General features: G+C 48.2%; 16 protein-coding genes and 1 tRNA gene. 9 read left to right on the top strand and 8 right to left on the bottom strand.

Annotation, left to right across the window (positions count from 1 at the left end):
* Positions 1–48 precede the first annotated feature (48 nt).
* From ACFSW8_RS12275 to ACFSW8_RS12255, 5 genes are all read left to right on the top strand, one after another.
* Positions 49–939 (top strand): endonuclease/exonuclease/phosphatase family protein, encoded by an 891-nt coding sequence (locus tag ACFSW8_RS12275; protein WP_377178362.1) that lies wholly within the window; start codon positions 49–51, stop codon positions 937–939.
* Between the two features lie 45 nt (positions 940–984).
* Positions 985–2,121, top strand: coding sequence for a metallophosphoesterase (locus ACFSW8_RS12270; protein WP_377089577.1), 1,137 nt, complete (start codon positions 985–987; stop codon positions 2,119–2,121).
* A 13-nt stretch (positions 2,122–2,134) separates the two neighbouring features.
* Positions 2,135–3,022 (top strand): sialate O-acetylesterase, encoded by an 888-nt coding sequence (locus ACFSW8_RS12265; protein WP_377089576.1) that lies wholly within the window; start codon positions 2,135–2,137, stop codon positions 3,020–3,022.
* Between the two features lie 146 nt (positions 3,023–3,168).
* Positions 3,169–4,248 carry a metallophosphoesterase family protein gene (locus ACFSW8_RS12260; protein ID WP_377178360.1) on the top strand — a complete coding sequence of 360 codons (1,080 nt, stop codon included), beginning with the start codon at positions 3,169–3,171 and terminating at the stop codon, positions 4,246–4,248.
* 226 nt (positions 4,249–4,474) lie between these two features.
* Positions 4,475–5,356 (top strand): LamG domain-containing protein, encoded by an 882-nt coding sequence (locus tag ACFSW8_RS12255; RefSeq protein WP_377089572.1) that lies wholly within the window; start codon positions 4,475–4,477, stop codon positions 5,354–5,356.
* A gap of 454 nt (positions 5,357–5,810) precedes the next feature.
* Here the strand turns inward: ACFSW8_RS12255 and ACFSW8_RS12250 are convergent.
* Positions 5,811–5,887, bottom strand: a tRNA-Pro gene (locus tag ACFSW8_RS12250).
* A 67-nt stretch (positions 5,888–5,954) separates the two neighbouring features.
* Here ACFSW8_RS12250 and argC point away from each other — a divergent pair.
* The 3 genes from argC to ACFSW8_RS12235 are packed head-to-tail and all read left to right on the top strand — an operon-like array spanning position 5,955 to position 8,871.
* The gene (gene argC / locus ACFSW8_RS12245) at positions 5,955–6,998 is read left to right on the top strand and encodes an N-acetyl-gamma-glutamyl-phosphate reductase (protein ID WP_377178358.1); all 1,044 of its coding nucleotides are present in this window, start codon (positions 5,955–5,957) and stop codon (positions 6,996–6,998) included.
* 38 nt (positions 6,999–7,036) lie between these two features.
* Complete coding sequence (gene argJ, locus ACFSW8_RS12240) at positions 7,037–8,296, top strand: bifunctional glutamate N-acetyltransferase/amino-acid acetyltransferase ArgJ (protein WP_377089569.1); 1,260 nt, start codon at positions 7,037–7,039, stop codon at positions 8,294–8,296.
* 47 nt (positions 8,297–8,343) lie between these two features.
* Positions 8,344–8,871 carry a LysM peptidoglycan-binding domain-containing protein gene (locus ACFSW8_RS12235; protein WP_377178356.1) on the top strand — a complete coding sequence of 176 codons (528 nt, stop codon included), beginning with the start codon at positions 8,344–8,346 and terminating at the stop codon, positions 8,869–8,871.
* A gap of 6 nt (positions 8,872–8,877) precedes the next feature.
* Here ACFSW8_RS12235 and ACFSW8_RS12230 read toward each other — a convergent pair whose 3' ends face one another.
* The gene (locus tag ACFSW8_RS12230; protein ID WP_377089567.1) at positions 8,878–9,720 is read right to left on the bottom strand and encodes an ion transporter; all 843 of its coding nucleotides are present in this window, start codon (positions 9,718–9,720) and stop codon (positions 8,878–8,880) included.
* 144 nt (positions 9,721–9,864) lie between these two features.
* Here ACFSW8_RS12230 and ACFSW8_RS12225 point away from each other — a divergent pair, with 144 nt between their 5' ends.
* Positions 9,865–11,094 (top strand): OmpP1/FadL family transporter, encoded by a 1,230-nt coding sequence (locus ACFSW8_RS12225; protein WP_377178354.1) that lies wholly within the window; start codon positions 9,865–9,867, stop codon positions 11,092–11,094.
* A 32-nt stretch (positions 11,095–11,126) separates the two neighbouring features.
* Here ACFSW8_RS12225 and ACFSW8_RS12220 read toward each other — a convergent pair whose 3' ends face one another.
* The 6 genes from ACFSW8_RS12220 to ACFSW8_RS12195 all read right to left on the bottom strand — a co-directional run bounded on the left by ACFSW8_RS12220 (position 11,127) and on the right by ACFSW8_RS12195 (position 17,596).
* The gene (locus ACFSW8_RS12220; protein ID WP_377089565.1) at positions 11,127–11,816 is read right to left on the bottom strand and encodes a PDZ domain-containing protein; all 690 of its coding nucleotides are present in this window, start codon (positions 11,814–11,816) and stop codon (positions 11,127–11,129) included.
* 96 nt (positions 11,817–11,912) lie between these two features.
* Positions 11,913–12,497, bottom strand: coding sequence for a polysaccharide biosynthesis/export family protein (locus ACFSW8_RS12215; RefSeq protein WP_377089564.1), 585 nt, complete (start codon positions 12,495–12,497; stop codon positions 11,913–11,915).
* 27 nt (positions 12,498–12,524) lie between these two features.
* Positions 12,525–14,678: a GumC family protein gene (locus ACFSW8_RS12210; protein ID WP_377089563.1), complete on the bottom strand. Its 2,154-nt coding sequence runs from the start codon at positions 14,676–14,678 to the stop codon at positions 12,525–12,527.
* 136 nt (positions 14,679–14,814) lie between these two features.
* Positions 14,815–16,008: an outer membrane beta-barrel protein gene (locus tag ACFSW8_RS12205; protein WP_377089562.1), complete on the bottom strand. Its 1,194-nt coding sequence runs from the start codon at positions 16,006–16,008 to the stop codon at positions 14,815–14,817.
* 30 nt (positions 16,009–16,038) lie between these two features.
* A complete protein-coding gene (locus tag ACFSW8_RS12200; protein ID WP_377089561.1) occupies positions 16,039–16,617 on the bottom strand; it encodes a hypothetical protein in 579 nt (192 codons plus the stop codon).
* Between the two features lie 220 nt (positions 16,618–16,837).
* A complete protein-coding gene (locus ACFSW8_RS12195; protein ID WP_377089559.1) occupies positions 16,838–17,596 on the bottom strand; it encodes a Nif3-like dinuclear metal center hexameric protein in 759 nt (252 codons plus the stop codon).
* Positions 17,597–17,601: the final 5 nt, after the last annotated feature.

The following is a 17,601-nucleotide window of genomic DNA, read 5'->3' as shown; positions in this document are numbered from 1 at the left end:
CACTCAAACCCAACGAACACCTGCCATCTTCCAATAATAACATTGAAAATGACGCTCTTGATCACGAGCCTTCTTCTCACTCTCACAAACCTCACTCACGCTCAGAATAAAGACCCACATCCAAACACCCTCAGAGTGATGACCTATAATATCTGGCATGTCTTTGCAAAAGGGAAAGAAGTCGAAGCGGGCTGCCAGTTTATCAAAGAACAATCACCCGACGTCGTCGCCCTTCAAGAACTCACCAGCATCAAACCTGAACGACTTCAGGAACTCGCATCTAACTGGGAACACCCTCATAGCAGCCTCTTGAAAACGAACGGCTTCTCGGTGGGCTTGACCTCGCGTTGGCCTATTGAAGTGGTGGAAAAAGGCTTCTCAGGCATGCACCACGGCTACCTTCACGCCAAAACCAATGGCGTTCACTATTTTGTCGTCCACCTCTCCCCTTTCAAATGGGAAGTGCGCCACCGCGAAGCAGACCTGCTCTGCAAAAAGATCGCCCCTCTTCTCCGCCAAAATGAAAGCGTGATCGTCCTGGGCGACTTCAATGCTCTCACCCCAGATGACCGTAGGTGGTTAGAGTCGAAAGACAATGCGAATCTGCTCGAATCTAAACTTCAAACAGACGCCAGGCACGCTCATGTGCAAAACCTCAAAGGCGGAAAATTTGAGTACGGAGTCCTCCAGAAATTCCATGAGCTTGGCCTCGTAGATACCGCAAAAAACCATCTCCCGGAAAAAGTGGAAGCACGTCTCACCTCCCCCACGGGCGTCTGGGATGACAAAAAAACAGCCGTTAAGAAAGGCCAACGCATCGACTTCATCCTCGCCAGTAAAGACCTCTACAGAAAGGTCAAGGGCTGTAAAATCATTACCGAGGGAGAAGTGAATAAAATCTCAGACCACTACCCAGTGATTACTGATTTCAACAAGTAAGAGGACATTGCAGTTATCTAACCACTAAGCACCCCACCTACACCGATGACAACTCGCAGACAATTTAACAAACAAATGGGCTTCGCCATGCTTGGCTCGGTGCTCACCTCTAACAACCTCTCTGCTGCGCCAAAATTAGGAACAGCAAAAGCTGTAAGCGCTAGCAAAGGCATTGGCAAAGAGGGCTGGACGATCGCCGTCATTCCAGACAGCCAAAACTACGCCAAGTTCAAAAAAAATCAGCAGCACTTTGACTTAATGACAGAGTGGATCGCCAAGCACATGAAAGCTTGGAACATCCAACTCGTGCTCCATGAAGGTGACTTCGTCGAACAAAACGATATCGCCCAAGGTGGAGGACCAGGCTTTGGCGACCAGAACGCTGAAGAACAATGGCGTTCAGCTCAGCGCAGCATGTCCACCCTCTACGGCAAAGTCCCCACCATCTTAGCCACTGGTAACCACGATTACGGTTTCAGAAATGCCGAAAATAGACAGACACGCTTCAATAACTATTTCGGACTCACCGACAACCCACTCACTTGTGATGGATTAGGTGGCGGTATCTGGAGAGAAGGATTCACCAATAGCTTCGGGGCCACAACTCTAGAAAATGCCATCTACACCCTCAACGCTCCTGACGGACGAGACATTCTCGTTGCTTCCCTAGAATGGGGGCCGCGAAATGAAGTCGTAGAATGGGCTAAAGACTCTCTTGGCCAACTCAAATACAGAAATCACTTCGGTATCTTACTGACACACTCCTATCTCCATGACGACAACCAACGTGATGGGGTTAAGAACCGTCCTGGCAATCCACATCGCTACCCCACAGGTAAAGGCGGGAATACAAACGACGGTGCAGACCTCTGGGAAAAACTGGTGAAAGATTCACCTAACATAAACTTAGTCCTGAACGGCCATGTCGAGGGAAAGCATGTGGGCTACAGAATGGATGTGAAATCTAACAGGGACACAGTGCACCAAATGCTGTTTAATTCTCAAGGTCTCGGTGGAGGAATGCGTGAAAATGGCAATGGAGGTGATGGATGGATCCGGCTCCTAACTTTCGAACCAGACCGCCGTACCCTCTCAGTACGTACCTTCTCACCTTTCATGGAAAAACTTGGTAAAACCGCTTGGAATACAGGTCCTGGTCACAATTTTACAGTCGAAATATAAATAACCCAATGGCATGAAAAAAACGATCATCACCCTCATACTTCCCATTTTTATAGGCACCATCCGAGCCGAGGACATCGTCGACGTGTACCTGCTCATTGGTCAATCTAACATGGAAGGTGTAGGCAGACGCTCCAAATTAGAGAAGGAATATAAAGAGATCGATAAGGTGCAAATCTTTCACAGTAAATCCATTGGTGACGGAGACTCCGCAAATAAATGGGTTCCACTCAAGCCTGCTGGCTGGAAAGGCACATCCACAGGAGGCTTTGGGCTTGAGATAAGCTTCGGTAAGTCACTTCATCAAAATGCTCCTAACAGAAACTTCGGACTCATTAAGCACGCAGTTGGCGGCACAAGCCTCTTCGCCGATTGGGTGCCTGGCTCCTCACCTCACGACACAAGCAGCTGGGGACCGCAGTATGCGACATTTCAAAACACAACCACCAAAGCCCTTGAAGCACTGAAGCGAAAAGGCAAAACACCCATTATTCGCGGCATCCTCTGGCAACAAGGAGAGGCCGACTCAAAGAAACAAGAAAATGCGGAAGCATATGAACAACGTCTTACCCAGTTTATAGACATCACCAGGGAGACCTTTGCTGAGTATTCAAGCAATAAGCAGGCTGACAGTATACGCTTCATTCTAGGACAAGTCATCCCAGATTACACAAGAGGAAGTGCAGCGCACAAAGCATACCCTTTCCGCAACGACGTTCGTAATGCCCAGCTGACTGTTTCCCAAAAGCTCAAGAACGTTAGAACCATAAAGACTAACAAAAGCTTCGAAACCCACGCTGATGAAAAAGACGGTTATCGGGACGGTGATAACATCCACTTCAATGCTGACGGTCTCCTCAAACTCGGTGAAGAGATGGCTAAAGCTGCTCTCAATCAATAAACTGCGACAAACCAGGAGAATACTTCCTGAACTTTCACAATCCTATCACCCACACACCTCCACTTATGCACAGTAGACGTTCATCCCTAAAAACTTTCGCCTTCGCTAGCGCTTCACTTGCCATTTCGCCGAAGCTCTATGCTCTGATGAAACCTCTCAATAAAAGCATCACACTTGGCATCATTACAGATGTCCATATCGGCTTTGTCTCTGAAGCGGAGAAACGCTTAGACGCCTTTCTCAAGGAAATGAAAAAAGAAAGACCCGACGCACTTGTCCAGCTCGGTGACTTTGCTTTTCCCAATGCAAAATATCAAGCGCACGCTGACCGCTTCAACGCGGCACACGAGCACACGATCCACGCGATCGGCAACCACGAACTCGATCACGGTCTAACACGCGATAGCGCTGTGAAAGCATGGGGCATTCCTGGCTACTACTACAGCAAAGAAGTAGAAGGCATCAAAATCATCGTGCTCGATGGCAATGATCGAGGCTCCCCGACATACAGCAGCCACGGTGGCTACCATTCTTACATTGGTCCCGAGCAACAAGCATGGTTAAAGAAGGAACTCGACGCAGCGGAACAGCCCGTGCTCATCGCCAGCCACCAGCCACTCGCCGGCACCATCGCAGTAGACAATGCTCAAGAGATGCAGGAACTCCTCTCCCACTATCAAGATAAAATCCTCCTCTGCATCAATGGCCACTCCCACGTGGACCAGCAATTAGAAGTGAAAGGCATCCACTACCTCCACATCAATTCAGCATCCTACTATTGGCTCGGAGGCAGAGTGCGTCTCGCCACCTATAAAGACCCACTCTTCACCACCATGACCATCGATCCGAAAGCTGCGACGATCACCCTCAAAGGCGTCAAATCTTCCTGGGCCAAAGGCACCCCCGAAGATGCTGGCTACTTCAAAGATGGAAAGCACGCCGATAAAAAGGATATTGTCCGACCAGAAATTAGAGCCAGACGCTTTGCACAAGTAACAGCCCTCACTGACCTCTCTGGAAAAGTCCTCTTACCGGTTAGACAATGGATCAACAAAGAGGGAAAAAAAATCCAAGCATCACTCATTGCACAAGGTGGAACCTTAGAGAAACCCATCGTCATCAAAAATGGGAAAGTCTGCCTCAAAGTTGGAAAGAAAAACCACCTCTTCCCACTCACTGACCTGAGCCCAGAGGATCAGAAGCGCATCAAAAAACTTCAGCGATAAATAGCCGCACCATTCGATAATTAAACCTCCGCGCTGAAATCTGTCGGGTCTGAAGAAAGACCGCATGTCCCATATTCGCAATGCATGGAAGCTCTGGTGTACAGTCCAACAAAAGTTTCCAAAAGAAAACCATTTACACCACGTGAGAAACACCCACTTTTAGAAGCACCACACAAATTAGGTCTAATCTTGGACCACCAAAACCTAATTCACAGCACCACTCCTTATGAAAGCTCTACCATACACTGCACTAGCTGCATTCATTGGCTTTACCCACGCAAACGCCGCCCTCACCTCTGGTCTTGTCGCTTATTATAACTTTGATCAAGCAGGCGCCGCAGGCTTAGTGAACCATGCACCTGGAGCATCAGGTACAGATGCATCTTGGACAAATGCACCCGTCAATGGCTCCACTGGGTTCACCGGAAATGCAACATTCAACCCAGGTAATGGAATCAGCGATCGAAGCTCTCTTCTCGTAGGCAATGCGATTAACTTTGTCGATGGAGATGGAGGAAACACCATACGCGTATTGCTCCCATTTAGCTCTGCCGATTTAGGCCAAAGCTTTAGTATTTCTATGTGGCACTACCTCGCACCAGGTGTAGATAATTTGAGTAACCGCTACCAAGCGATCGAAGCTGCTAACAATTACGATGTCTCTTGGGGCACCGATAGTAGTTATAGCTCTAATGCGGATTACGTGGGTTATGCAGAAACGGCAAAGGGCACAGAGCTATTAGGCATTCTAGAAGAAACGTGGAATCATGTGGTTCTCCAATATGATTTGACCAGCAACTCAACTCTCAATGTGTATGTGAATGGAACCCTCAGAGACACAGTCACGGATACCTCAGGCACATTCTCATTCACTGGACTCCACTTAGGTGGCTCCAGAGACGGCAGTGTTGCAGCTATCGGAGATCGAGACTGGGACGGCATGATGGATGAAGTCGCGCTATGGGACCGTTCACTCACCTCTGATGAAGTAACATCTCTCTATAACGCTGGTCTATCAGGTATTGCAGTGACAGCTGTTCCCGAGCCCTCTTCTGCTGCACTACTTGGCTTATCCAGCCTTGGACTTATGCTGCGCCGTCGCAGATAAACTTCACCATTTCATACAACAAGTACATATCCCCCTTGGTCAGCTTGATGTTGGCCAAGGGGATTTCTATTTCACCTCCAAGCATTAGAACAAGGCTACCTCATGAAACGTTGCTCAGTTACCACGAGCTAAGCACCCTACCCGGATTTATCGCTTATTGAAGGAAAGCAAACACCATATCCGAACCTGTCGTGTGCATTAGTAAGGTCCTGTGTCGTTTTTTTCGCTCAATAACACTCTCATCTCTCAGAGTTCCTCTGAATCTCCAGAAACTGCGAAAAGTGCCATAGAAGCCCTCCCTAAATTTAAGGCTGCCATTACTCTGGCGTTGTAGCAATAACTTCAAGGACTCAAAGTACGCGTATAACAAGAATATCCGCTCTACCCTAAGCTGGGGCAGCATTCTTTGTGCACTTCAAAATAACAACGCCCTCACTCCAAACAAAATTAAAAATGGTCGGGACTACAGGATTCGAACCTGCGACCTCCGCTCCCCCAGAGCGGCGCGCTACCAAACTGCGCTAAGTCCCGAACACGTTGGCGAAGATATGTGGCAATTCGATGTTGGCAAGCCAGAAATTTCCTGCATTTTCAAAACATGCAAATGATCAAGACAGCAGTGGTAGGGGCCAGCGGTTACACAGGGATGGAATTGCTGCGACTCCTACTCATGCACCCAAATGCTCAGCTATGTTGCGTCACCTCACGCCAATACGCTGGTGAATCTCTCGCATCCGTATTCCCACGTTTCGCAAAGGCCGATGGCAGTGCACTCACATTCATTCAACCTGAAGCAAAGCTCATCAAAGATAGCGGAGCTGAAATTGCTTTCCTTGCACTCCCACACGGAGTGGCCGCTGAATACGCAACAGCGCTCCTAGAACTTGGGATTAAAGTCATCGATCTATCAGCAGACTTCCGCCTCAATGACCAACAAGTATACGAAGAATTCTATGGAACACCTCACCCTGCTCCAGAACTCCTCCAACAGGCCGTCTATGGTATGCCAGAACTTCAGGGTAGAAGTGAAGCAATTCGTGAGGCCCAACTCGTAGCATCACCAGGCTGCTACCCCACCAGCATCATTTTACCTCTAGTACCATTACTCGAAGCGGGTTTGATTGACCCTCAGTCCATTGTCACCTGCTCCATGAGTGGTGTAAGTGGTGCAGGTAAAAGCTCCAACGTCCTCTTCTCGTTCTGTGAAGCAAACGAAAGCGTGCGTGCCTACAGCGTGCCAAAACACAGGCATCTATCAGAAATCGAACAAGAACTAGGTATCGCTGCAGGCACTCCAGTGACGATGTCCTTCACCCCCCACCTCGTTCCTACCCATAATGGTATCTGTACCACCACTAGCGCTCTGCTCACTGGTGACGCCTCAAAAATCTCTGAAGTTCTTGAGAAGGCATATGCCGATAAACCTTTCGTCAGGTTGCTCGGTGAAAATAATCCCGCTGACACAAAAAATGTGACACGTACCAATTTCATTGATATCGGCTGGGCCGTCGATCAACGAACCGGTAGAGTCCTTCTATACAGTGCTGAGGATAACCTCGGTAAAGGTGCTGCAAGCCAAGCCGTCCAGAGCTTCAACCTCATGGCCGGTCTCGAAGAGCAAGCTGGACTTCACAACCTCTAGTACCTACTATTTCAATCCCACTGACTCCAACCTAACAAATGTCGACTCCCTTCCGTAAAATCTCTGGCGGTGTGTGCGCACCTAAAGGCTTTTTGGCCAATGCCGTTTCTGCTGGCATCAAAAACCCTGAGGCAGATCGACTCGATCTAGCACTCATCTACAGCACTTCACCTTGCGTCGCAGCAGGGACCTTTACTACTAACCGCATCAAAGCCGCTCCTGTCCGAGTGAGCCAAGCCCACATGCGTGATCGTGACATTCAAGCCATCGTTGCTAACAGCGGAAACGCCAATGCTTGTACTGGAGTCAACGGTATTGCCGATGCCAAAAATTCTGCAAAAACCATAGCCAAAGCCCTTGGCCTCAGACAGGGACAAGTCGCAGTATGCTCTACAGGCGTCATTGGCCTCCCCATGCCAATGATGCGTATCACCCCCCAGTTCCCTCAACTCATAGATGGCCTTGACCGCAAAAAGGGCACGGATGTCGCAAAGGCTATTATGACTAGCGACACACAGCATAAGGAAATAGCCATCACCATGGACCTCGATGGACACAAGGTCAAAATCGGCGCCTGCGCTAAAGGAGCTGGAATGATCTGTCCAAGCATGGCTACGATGCTCTGTTTCATCACAACCGATGCGAACATTGGTAAAACGAGTCTCGATAAAGCCGTGCATGAGGCAGTCGAACATTCTTTCAACCGCATTACCATCGATGGCGATATGAGCACCAATGACTCGGTCGTCGTTCTCGCTAATGGCCAAAGCGGTATGCCGAGAATCAAACATAATTCCAAAAATTACCGCCTCTTCCGTGAAACTCTCGAGTTTGTAATGTTAGAGATGGCGAAGTCTCTCGTGCGCGACGGCGAACGCGTCACCAAATTTGTGACTGTAAAAGTCCGCGGGGCTCGCACCTACAGTGACGCTAAGAAGGTCGCTGAAGCTGTGGCAAATTCAGCTCTCGTGAAAAGCTCCTGGAATGGTGAAGACCCTAACTGGGGACGGATCATTCACGCGATCGGATATTCACGCGCTATGATCCGTGAAGAACTCATTGACATCTACATCGGCTCTAAACCTGCTTGCCTAGGAGGCATGGAAGCATCCACTCCCATGGATGAACTTCGTAAGCGAGTCGCCAAAGATAAATTCGAAATCACCATCGACCTCCACCTCGGAGACGCCGAGTACACAGTGTACACGAGTGATATGTCTCCCGAGTACATCGACTTCAACCGATCCGAATACGCATATTGGAAACAAGCGCGCAAAGATGGCCTCACCAAGCAATAACATTCTATTGTAAGATTAGCTCACCACTAGCGTACCCCAAACAACCCATGCCTACTTCTACGCCACCCAACCTCTCTCGACTAAGCCTCTGCGCTGCGGGAATAACCACTAGCCTCTGTCTCCTTTTGGCTAGCTGTGGCCATCAAGCTGGCGGCACCATTGAAGTGTACGAAACTGTCGGTTATCAACCCAATTTCGGCCCCTTCGATAGCAATGGGAATTACGTCGATAAATGGGCTGATAACCCACCACGGAGAAAATATATCTCACGTGACAAAAAGAAATCCACATCAACTCCATTGGCTCCAGCCCCTGCCCCCGAATATGCAGCCGCTCCGCCCAAGAAATATACTCCACCTCCCCCTGTAAAGGCATCTAACAGCACGAGTAGAAAAAAGCAAAGTGTTGCTGTTAAACCTAAGAGCAAACCTCCCATCACCCACACTGTACGCAAGGGTGACACGCTATACGGCCTTTCCAGAAAATATGGCACTTCTGTCAGTGCGATACAACGGGCAAACCGAATCAAAGGCACCACTATTGGCATCGGCCAGCGACTCATCATTCCTCGCTAGCCCAATTTAATGCTCATCATCCATACTGCTGCCACATCGACGGCAAAACTTTGCATCAGGTAGATGGCCATGAACCCCACAGCTGGGGCATGCATCTGTCGTTCTATCAGGCTCTTGTAAGCGCATCATCTCGCTTGTCACAATGCCAGTCGGCACAGCAATCACGGCATATCCAGTCAAGATCATCAAGGTCGTGATGAAGCGCCCCAAATCAGTCTGCGCGACAACATCTCCATAGCCAACCGTCGTAATGGATACTATCGCGTAGTAGATACTCTTGGGAATACTCGTAAAATCAGTCCCTGGTTGCCCACCTTCCAGATAATACATCAATGTCCCTGCAATGGTTGAAAGCAATAGAATCGCAAAAAAGAAAACTGTGATTTTTGCCCTCGATCGAGCTAATCCATGCAAAATCACCTCTGCACCCTGAACATGATTTACCATCTTCAAGATCCGGAACATCCTTAATAAGCGTAATGCCCTTACCACTCCAAAGGCTGATGACGCTCCAAAAAATAGCACAACGTATGCTGGTAAACACGATAACAAATCTACAACGCCGTAAAAACTAAGTGCGTATTTTAATGGCTGCTTGCTGCACCATAATCTCAATAAATATTCGAGCGTGAATATCCCCGTGAAACACCATTCCAATGTCAACAACACCCCTGAATACTGAGCATCCAGTCCACGCACAGTCTCTAACATTACCACTGCCACACTTAAACCAATGCACCATAACAAAATGACATCAAATAGCTTCCCGGTTGGAGTCTCTGCCTCAAAAATAATTTCACGCACTCTGCGCTTCAAAGATACCTTCGACTCATCTGACTCACTATCCATCACGACCAGTATTTGCCACCACTAACCCGCTGTCAACTACCATGGGCCTGTGATACTAACCGCTGTAGTTAGAAAGTGAATGCTTCTTGACTAACAAACAAACGTTCACATAGTATGGCTGATCATAATAACTATGTTATTAATATGAAACACAGCACATCACACCTTACTCTCCCCAGTATTTATCTAGCAACTGCCACAATGGCACTCTCTGCCGGCTTCCAACTCCAAGAACGTTCAACCAGTGGCCTAGGACGCGCCTTCGCAGGTGAAGCCGCCATTGCAGAGGACGCCAGCGCTATTGCCACTAATGCTGCAAGCATGCTCTTACTGGATGGCACCCAAGTATCTGCAGGCGCCTCCTACGTCATGCCCAGTGTCAAAGTCAGTGGAACTTTCAATGGGATACCAACAGCCGACCCAGGCCCCGCCCAAGAAGCTCTCGTCCCCTACGCATACATCAGCCATAAGCTCAACGAGGATTGGGCTCTAGGCCTAGCCCTCCATGCAAGATTTGGACTGAGTACAGACTATGCTGATAGTTTTCTCGCCACTAGCTTAGCCAAAAAAAGTGAAATCACGACTGTCTACATCAGCCCTAAACTCGCTTATCAAATCAATCAGGCTTGGAGCATCGGTGCCGGATTCGATGCCGTAAACGTAGACGCCACGCTCACCAATGCCATTCCTAGTCCAGTTCCTGGCCTGGGAGGTGCCACGGTGCTCGATGTAAGTGGGGACGATTGGGCCTACGGCTTTAACCTTGGCACAATGTACCAATGCTCCGAGCGTACTCGCTTTGGACTAGCCTACTATTCTAAGGTCGACTTCACTCTAGAAGGGCAAGCCAGAACCGACACTGGATTTCCAGGTGTACTCCCACCCACTAGCACAACCTCCGCCTCTGCTAAATCAACACTGCCACAGTCTATCGAACTCAGTGGATTCCATTCACTCAATGATAAGTGGGATCTGCATGCTTCCTTTACTTGGACTGACTGGAGTGTATTCGACGAGCTCCTCATCAATACCATCAATGGCGACCTTCCCCCAACACCTGAAAAGTGGAAAGATGTCTATCGCGTGGCCGCTGGTGCAACCTACCACCACAATGACAGGTGGACATTTCGTGCCGGTCTCGCATTCGATGAAAGCCCTGTCCCATCCGCTGAATTGCGCACCTTACGAATCCCTGATTCTGATCGTTTCTGGCTAAGCGCAGGAACCACTTATAATATCAATCAATGCTATAGTGTGGATTTAGGCTACACCCATATCTTCGCCAAAACAGTGCAGATTTCTGAAGGTGCTTTCCAAGGGAGAGCTGAAGGTCACGTCAATCTTGTCGGACTCTCCTTCAACGGAAAATTCTAGCCCGATCCACTTACCCTCGCGATCAGCGCGAGTCACTTCGGTGGCTCGCTTTTCTTTGTAATATTCTGATCCAGCCATTGATCAAAATAATCCTCTCTATCCTGAACCGGATCCCTTCGTGTCCTGAAATTTTGCTGCCGCTCTAATTCTGCAGGCATCGCACCTAACACGAGGCTCACTTTCTTAACTTCCCCGCCTCGCATCAATTCAATCTCGACTCGATCCCCCTCGCGCTTAGAAGTCACCATTTCGATGAATTGCATCGAAGCCACTGCATTGCGATTAAATTGCTTCCTATCCACACTAAAAATGGCGTCACCTTGCTCAATCCCAAATTGATCAGCGGGCGAACCATCCACGACTTCAGTAACAAGCACTACGGACAAAACCTCCCCATTGATCTTCTCAGCTCCATTGTCCATTCGGATACCCACAAAGCCTTTTGGCTTACCATACTTTTCAAAAATCACCCGGTCTTTGATCAGGCCTAACAAACGAGATTTTGCCTCGGGAGCCGCTTCCTTTTTGTAATACTCAAGCAAAATACCAATAGCATCCTCAGGATTATCTTTCGCCCACGACTCTAGGGCTAGATGCGCTTCCGCCCGTTTTTCATAGGTCTCAGCGTTGAGTTGCTCCACTAAATCAGCATGCGTTTCAGCACACAATGATCCTGACAGCAAGAGAGAGCAACTTAACATGTAAGGCACTGAGAACTTCATACCCGGACACTATAAGTGAGAAAATGAATCCCTCAACAATGAAAATGGCCCACTCTTGAGAGTGAGCCATTGTTGAGAGTTCAATGTCTGAGCTTCCTAGCGGCCAAAGGCGTTTTTCTGAGGTACAGTGATATTGTCACCAACTTGTACCTTCACCCGACGTCCCTCACTCGTCTTGAGGTCGATCTTCGTCTCACGCCCATTACGTTCGAGCACGACACGGTTCATAGCCCCAAAAGTGTCAACGCCACCTGCCGTCGCAATCGCCTCGTAAATCGTCATACCATTACGATATTGAACAGGACCGTCTCGCTTCACCTCGCCAGATACCGTCACAAACTGATTCTCACGCTTGCCAATCCCCTCTAGCTTTATCTCATCCCTTACAGTAATGATCGTAATACGAGGATTAGAGTAAATCTTTGCTCCCTTATAGGCTTCCTCAATGCGTCGAGCAACTGTCGAACTACTGCTCCCTGATGCTTTCACCCCTGACTTGAGCATGGGCATGTATAATAAGCCATTATCAGCAACAACGTATTCACCATTAATGGATGCCTGCTCACTTGCTGGCACCCCCTTGATGGTAATAGTGACTTTTTCACCAGAAGATACCGAGCCAGCCTGTAGAGCAAGACCCGTGGCGAAAAGAGCTAAGAAGAATGCGATGAGTTTTTTCATAATAAGAATGTATCAGAGAGTTCAATATTAGTAAAGGTCACTAGATTTTCCTGAATCTGAGCCCGCGGTCTCAACACTACGCCCAGCCTTAGACTTGTCCTGCTGGTTCGGTGAATAGTATGTGTAATAGCTCGTGTAGTATTGATACTGGCTGTCGCTGCGAACATCTACATTGTTCAAGACAACCCCAAGCACTGTACCTCCAACATTTTCAACTGCTTGCTTCACTCGAAGAAGCATATTGCGTGGAAGCTTACGATGCTGAACCACGATCATTGTAAGATCCACCTCGCTGGAAATTACCGATGCATCACTCACACCAAGAATCGGAGGTGAATCAACTAGCACCAAATCAAAACGGTCCTTCACCTCCTGAATCAGTTCAGACATCCGACGTGAATTCAATATCCCCGCCGCGTCGGCTGGCAAAATACCCGATGGCATGAAGTACAAATTCTCGACCGGTGTCTGAAGAATGACTTCCTCCAATGGCAAATCGGTCGTCAAAAAATTCGTCAAACCAACTGAGTTTGCAATGTCGAAGAAGGTGTGAAGACGCGGACGACGTAAATCTGCATCAATCATCAATGTCGAATAACCACCCTGAGCACAAATATAGGCCAGATTAACCAAGGTCGTCGATTTACCCTCACCAGCACCACCTGAAACCACGGTGATAGCGTTATCATTCTGGTTCGGTCGGTTAAATTCAATGTTCGTTCGTAAAATACGATAAGCCTCAGCATCAGGGCTGGAAGTCGATTGCTTGTGTAAAACCCCCACATCTTTTGGTACAACAGCTAATACTGGTACCTGTAGGTATCTTTCCACATCTTCCAAGCTCTTCACAGAAGTATCCATTAACTCCAATGCAAAGGCGATCCCCACACCAAACACAAGACCAGCCACCGTACCCAATGCCATATTCAGAATCCAATTTGGCGACACATAGTCCGCCACTTCTGGTTCCTTAGGAAAGGCATAGAATTCAATAGGCTCAATGGACATATTCTCCTGCAACTCCTCAAGCACATTACTTGTTCTGAGCGTATTGAGTGTCTGAACGGCATCCTCGTAATCATTCTTATACGTAGTAAAGAGCGTATAATCCTGTGCTGTGTTACGAGCTTCACCTTCCGATTTCTCAGCTGATTCTTTCAAACGTTGAACCTTGGCTTCAGCTTCGGCTAGGAGGACCTTCAACAAGTCACGAACCTTCAGCACCTTCGCATCCAAATCCTCACGTAAAATCGATATCTGTGAGTCGTATTGCTTCACCAAGGGATGGTTTTCTCCAAGACCTTGAGCCATTGCTCCAGCCTTCTCGCGTTTCGCTTCCTGGTATTGCTCGTAAGTACGAGAAAGAACTGCACTCTCAGGTCGATTGAGACCCGCTACATGCGAGATCAACGTATCGTCGTCTAATCCTACCAAATTCTTCACCTGCAGCGCCAACTCATCGCGAGACTTCACCGCCTCGTCATAAAGCAAATTCTCCTGCTGCACATCTCTTCGAACCACATCTGTGGTTCCGCCACTGTTGTAACGGTCAAAGTATATAATTCCTGTCTTAGTCGAAAATTCTAACAAGCGATTCCGGTAGTCTTCGACAATATCTTCATGTTTTTGAATTTTCCGATCCAATTCAAAACGTGTCTGCTCACGTCGCTTGATCTCTTGGCTCGAACGCATTTCACTATATGCAAGAGCAATCGCTTCAGTCACGGGCTTCACAAGCTCGCGGTCATTCTTGACCATCCGCATAGAAATCTCAATCAAGTCAGTGCCCCGTTCCTGACGTGTCGAGAGCCCGGATTTTAAAAGTAAAATAGCGTCAGCTGTAGAGATTTGTAGTTTCTGTGGCAGCTGAGTCATCTCAGCTGCACGCTTCAAAACCTCGTCAGATTCAATAATCTTGAACTGTGTACCAAAGAACTGACGTGTCATCAAAGTGGACTGCCCACCAGTACTCAACATCTGATTCTTTGTCCCCAATGGGTTGATCTTCACTACAGCCGTCGCCTCATATTTCTTAGGCATTACGTAAGTAATCACTGCTGCAGTCAGAACAACCAAGATGAAGGTCAAAAGAATAATTCCATAGCGGTTTTTGAGAATTTGCCAGTAATCGACAGCGTGCAGTGCAGCATCAGAGGTATTTAAAGAATTGTTGGGTTGCATTTTCGAATCGTATACAGATGGGAATCAGACGAAGTAACTATAGGAATCACTTCCATCTGGCAAAGAAAAAAGCCCCCACATATAAGGATGTGAGAGCTTTTTCTGAGATTATAAAGGTGCGCTAGCTCACCTATGATTAGAAGGTGTATGTAAGACCTGCTTGCACACGGTTGCGGTCGTAATCGCGAGCAAGGGTGTCACCAGCATCGTTCGAGTTGGTGTAGTTGTAGTGCACATTAGCGGAGAAGTTATCAATGAACTGATAGGTCGCTCCAATGTGGCAGTTAAATACATCGACCTCATCGTCAGGACGACCACCGTAGTACTCGTTGGCTACGTAGTTCACACCTCCAGTGAAGAAAAGCTGCTGGGATAGGTGATAATCTCCAGCCAAGGAGAAACGGAATGCACGGTTGTTCTCGAAGTTAGATCCGAAAAATGAAGTGCCGTAGTCATTCACATCATAAGCAATAGACCCACGAACACGGAACTGGTTATTCACACGCTGCTGATAGCCCACCTCAAATGTTGGGTCAGTTTGTGCATCACGTGTTTTCACCTTACGGTACTGTACACCAGCCTTAGCAACCAACACTGCTGTGCGATTGATACGGTACTCAGTACCGACCAGAACCTTATGGTTATCTGAATCCAAACCACCTTTCACGTCTGTGAAACGGTAACGGTAATCCAGAGTCCCGACTGCTTGTGGACTTAACACATAACGGAACTGGTTATAGGCAGTGAAGTTCTGACGATCATTGCGTGAATCGTTGCTGTCGTAGTTCAGCGTATCGTACTTTACACCAGTATATGTACCGAGACGCTCAGTCCACTTGTAACCCACAGAGTTGTCGGTTGAGAAGAACAAGTACTCGTCGTTAGTTCGATCATTCACCGCACCGTAGGTGTAGTCTGGCTCAAGGCCATAAAACACATAGTTACGTGTTGAGAAACGAAGACGCTCACTCACGTTGTGGGAAATATTAAGTAGGCCGCGGGAATCACTGTAGGTGTCCTTGACCTGTGAATTCTCCACATTGTCAAGATAGTGAAGGATTCCCAACTTGATGTTGAAATCTACATTCGTTTGTGGCCCCAAATTAAGGTAATTCGCACCAACGCTCAATGAAGTGTAGCTGGCTGAATCTCCACGGTTCGCACGAACTGTAGGAGTAACGTTGTCATCATAACCAAAGTTAAGCTTCGCGTTGAACTCCAATGGGAGACTCTCCGTGATGCCGTCGTTTGGTGAGACGTTAAAAATCCCCTGCGCGGCAAGTGATCCTGTGGCTAGTGCGCTGATCGCACATACTTTTAATGACTTCATAGGTAAGTTTTATTATTCGAAAGTAGGAAATTAACGGCTGGCTCCTGGAGGCGTGTTAGTGATGCTGTTAGCCTCACTAGGAATGCCTGCAGGACCCGAGACACCTGCACCAGCTGGGGCGCCAGTAGGAGGACCGACAAGTGGGTGGTTAGGGCCACCAGGCCCTGGGTTTCCATTGGGATCACCCTCTGGAAAATCGAGTGGATGAACAGGTCGAGCCTGAGCTGTACCCAACTCAGCATTGACTTTGTTTGCTACTGCCGCAATCTGCTTGCTCGCATCCGGAGCAACTGCAGTTGCTGCAGCGACAATTTTAGAAATTTGTTTCGGTGCTGCTGTCGCGGCTGTCTCAACAATCTGACCGACAAGTTCAGCATTCGCTTTGGAGCTTTGAATCGCTGCCTTAACAACATCCCCTGCACACGCTTCATTGGCTGCCACCATCTTGGCGACAATCTCTAAAACTTTCTCAGGAGACTGAGTAACGGATTTTTTGACCTCTGTGGAGATGGGAGCACATGGCTCTGCCTTCGCCTCATTCTGAGCGTTCGCCATGGATGCTGACGCGACAAGCGCTCCAAGCATGGCGTATTTCATTGTGTTTTTCATAATCTCATTTTGGGTGATTGTTCGGAGGCTTTGCGCCACCCTCAGCTACTCAAAGCCTCCCAAAAAACGACCCTCGTTACCAAGGCCGACATTTCCGAAGACATCATTTGTAGCAATACCTTATGTAAACTAGAGTTTTGAGGCTGGCGATAGCAAGGACTTTTTAAGCTTTTTCTGCGCTTATTGCTCCCTTTTTGCAAACAAAGTCCAGCTGTTATCCCTACAGTCCAGTGGGGTGATCAATAAACCCTGTGGCGATATCCCACTTCTTCGCCACTTGCTCAGCCAGTGCTTTCACCCCAAAAGTCTCGGTGGCATAATGTCCAGCATAGAGCAAATTGACCCCTAATTCTTCAGCCAAGGGGTAGCTCCAGTGTGGTCCCTCTCCGGTAATAAAAGTATCTACGCCCTGCTCCGCCATTGCCATAATCTCAGAACCTGCACCTCCCGTGACAATACCAACCGTCCCGACTGACGGTTCCTTTCTACCACGACAAAAATGGACATCTCCTTCCACCGCAGCCTCCACTCTCTCAATCAAAGTCTCAAAATCCAAATCAAGTTCCTGCTTCAATCCAAGCTGAATCTCTTTCCAATCGTGAAATGGCGCCACTTTTTCCATTCCAATCGATTGTGCGAGCAAGGCATTGTTTCCAAATTCAGGGTGAATATCCAATGGAATGTGAGAACTATAAATTGCCAAGTTTGCATGAATCGCTTCCGCAAACTTCTCATACTGAGCTCCCACCATTTTCTGAACCCCTTGCCAAAATAGCCCATGGTGCACAATCAAAAGGTCAGCCCCTTCGTTGATGGCTTTGCGTATCACCGGCAATGAAGCATCTACCGCTGCGACCACCTTGGTAACTTCACCATTATTAGTAAGCTGTAGCCCGTTGTGCGCGGCCCCATAATCAGGCACCTCACTCGTTTTGAGCATTTCCTCCAAATAACTTTCAATCGCATGCAATTCTGCCATGCCAA

Origin of the sequence: Rubritalea tangerina (assembly GCF_042683245.1) — a bacterium.
Lineage (GTDB): Bacteria > Verrucomicrobiota > Verrucomicrobiia > Verrucomicrobiales > Akkermansiaceae > Rubritalea > Rubritalea tangerina.
Note: the sequence above shows the minus strand (reverse complement) of the source record. Positions and strands in the feature narration are given on the sequence as shown.

What these genes read in the sequence shown, in the direction of transcription:
- ACFSW8_RS12210 (WP_377089563.1), bottom strand. Translation starts at nt 14,678, where the DNA reads ATGCAACCCAACAATTCTTTAAATACCTCTGATGCTGCACTGCACGCT.
- ACFSW8_RS12195 (WP_377089559.1), bottom strand. Translation starts at nt 17,596, where the DNA reads ATGGCAGAATTGCATGCGATTGAAAGTTATTTGGAGGAAATGCTCAAA.
- ACFSW8_RS12225 (WP_377178354.1), top strand. Translation starts at nt 9,865, where the DNA reads ATGAAACACAGCACATCACACCTTACTCTCCCCAGTATTTATCTAGCA.
- argJ (WP_377089569.1), top strand. Translation starts at nt 7,037, where the DNA reads ATGTCGACTCCCTTCCGTAAAATCTCTGGCGGTGTGTGCGCACCTAAA.
- ACFSW8_RS12235 (WP_377178356.1), top strand. Translation starts at nt 8,344, where the DNA reads ATGCCTACTTCTACGCCACCCAACCTCTCTCGACTAAGCCTCTGCGCT.
- ACFSW8_RS12215 (WP_377089564.1), bottom strand. Translation starts at nt 12,497, where the DNA reads ATGAAAAAACTCATCGCATTCTTCTTAGCTCTTTTCGCCACGGGTCTT.
- ACFSW8_RS12200 (WP_377089561.1), bottom strand. Translation starts at nt 16,617, where the DNA reads ATGAAAAACACAATGAAATACGCCATGCTTGGAGCGCTTGTCGCGTCA.
- ACFSW8_RS12205 (WP_377089562.1), bottom strand. Translation starts at nt 16,008, where the DNA reads ATGAAGTCATTAAAAGTATGTGCGATCAGCGCACTAGCCACAGGATCA.
- ACFSW8_RS12255 (WP_377089572.1), top strand. Translation starts at nt 4,475, where the DNA reads ATGAAAGCTCTACCATACACTGCACTAGCTGCATTCATTGGCTTTACC.
- ACFSW8_RS12275 (WP_377178362.1), top strand. Translation starts at nt 49, where the DNA reads ATGACGCTCTTGATCACGAGCCTTCTTCTCACTCTCACAAACCTCACT.
- ACFSW8_RS12260 (WP_377178360.1), top strand. Translation starts at nt 3,169, where the DNA reads ATGAAACCTCTCAATAAAAGCATCACACTTGGCATCATTACAGATGTC.
- ACFSW8_RS12230 (WP_377089567.1), bottom strand. Translation starts at nt 9,720, where the DNA reads ATGGATAGTGAGTCAGATGAGTCGAAGGTATCTTTGAAGCGCAGAGTG.
- ACFSW8_RS12220 (WP_377089565.1), bottom strand. Translation starts at nt 11,816, where the DNA reads ATGAAGTTCTCAGTGCCTTACATGTTAAGTTGCTCTCTCTTGCTGTCA.
- ACFSW8_RS12265 (WP_377089576.1), top strand. Translation starts at nt 2,135, where the DNA reads ATGAAAAAAACGATCATCACCCTCATACTTCCCATTTTTATAGGCACC.
- argC (WP_377178358.1), top strand. Translation starts at nt 5,955, where the DNA reads ATGCAAATGATCAAGACAGCAGTGGTAGGGGCCAGCGGTTACACAGGG.
- ACFSW8_RS12270 (WP_377089577.1), top strand. Translation starts at nt 985, where the DNA reads ATGACAACTCGCAGACAATTTAACAAACAAATGGGCTTCGCCATGCTT.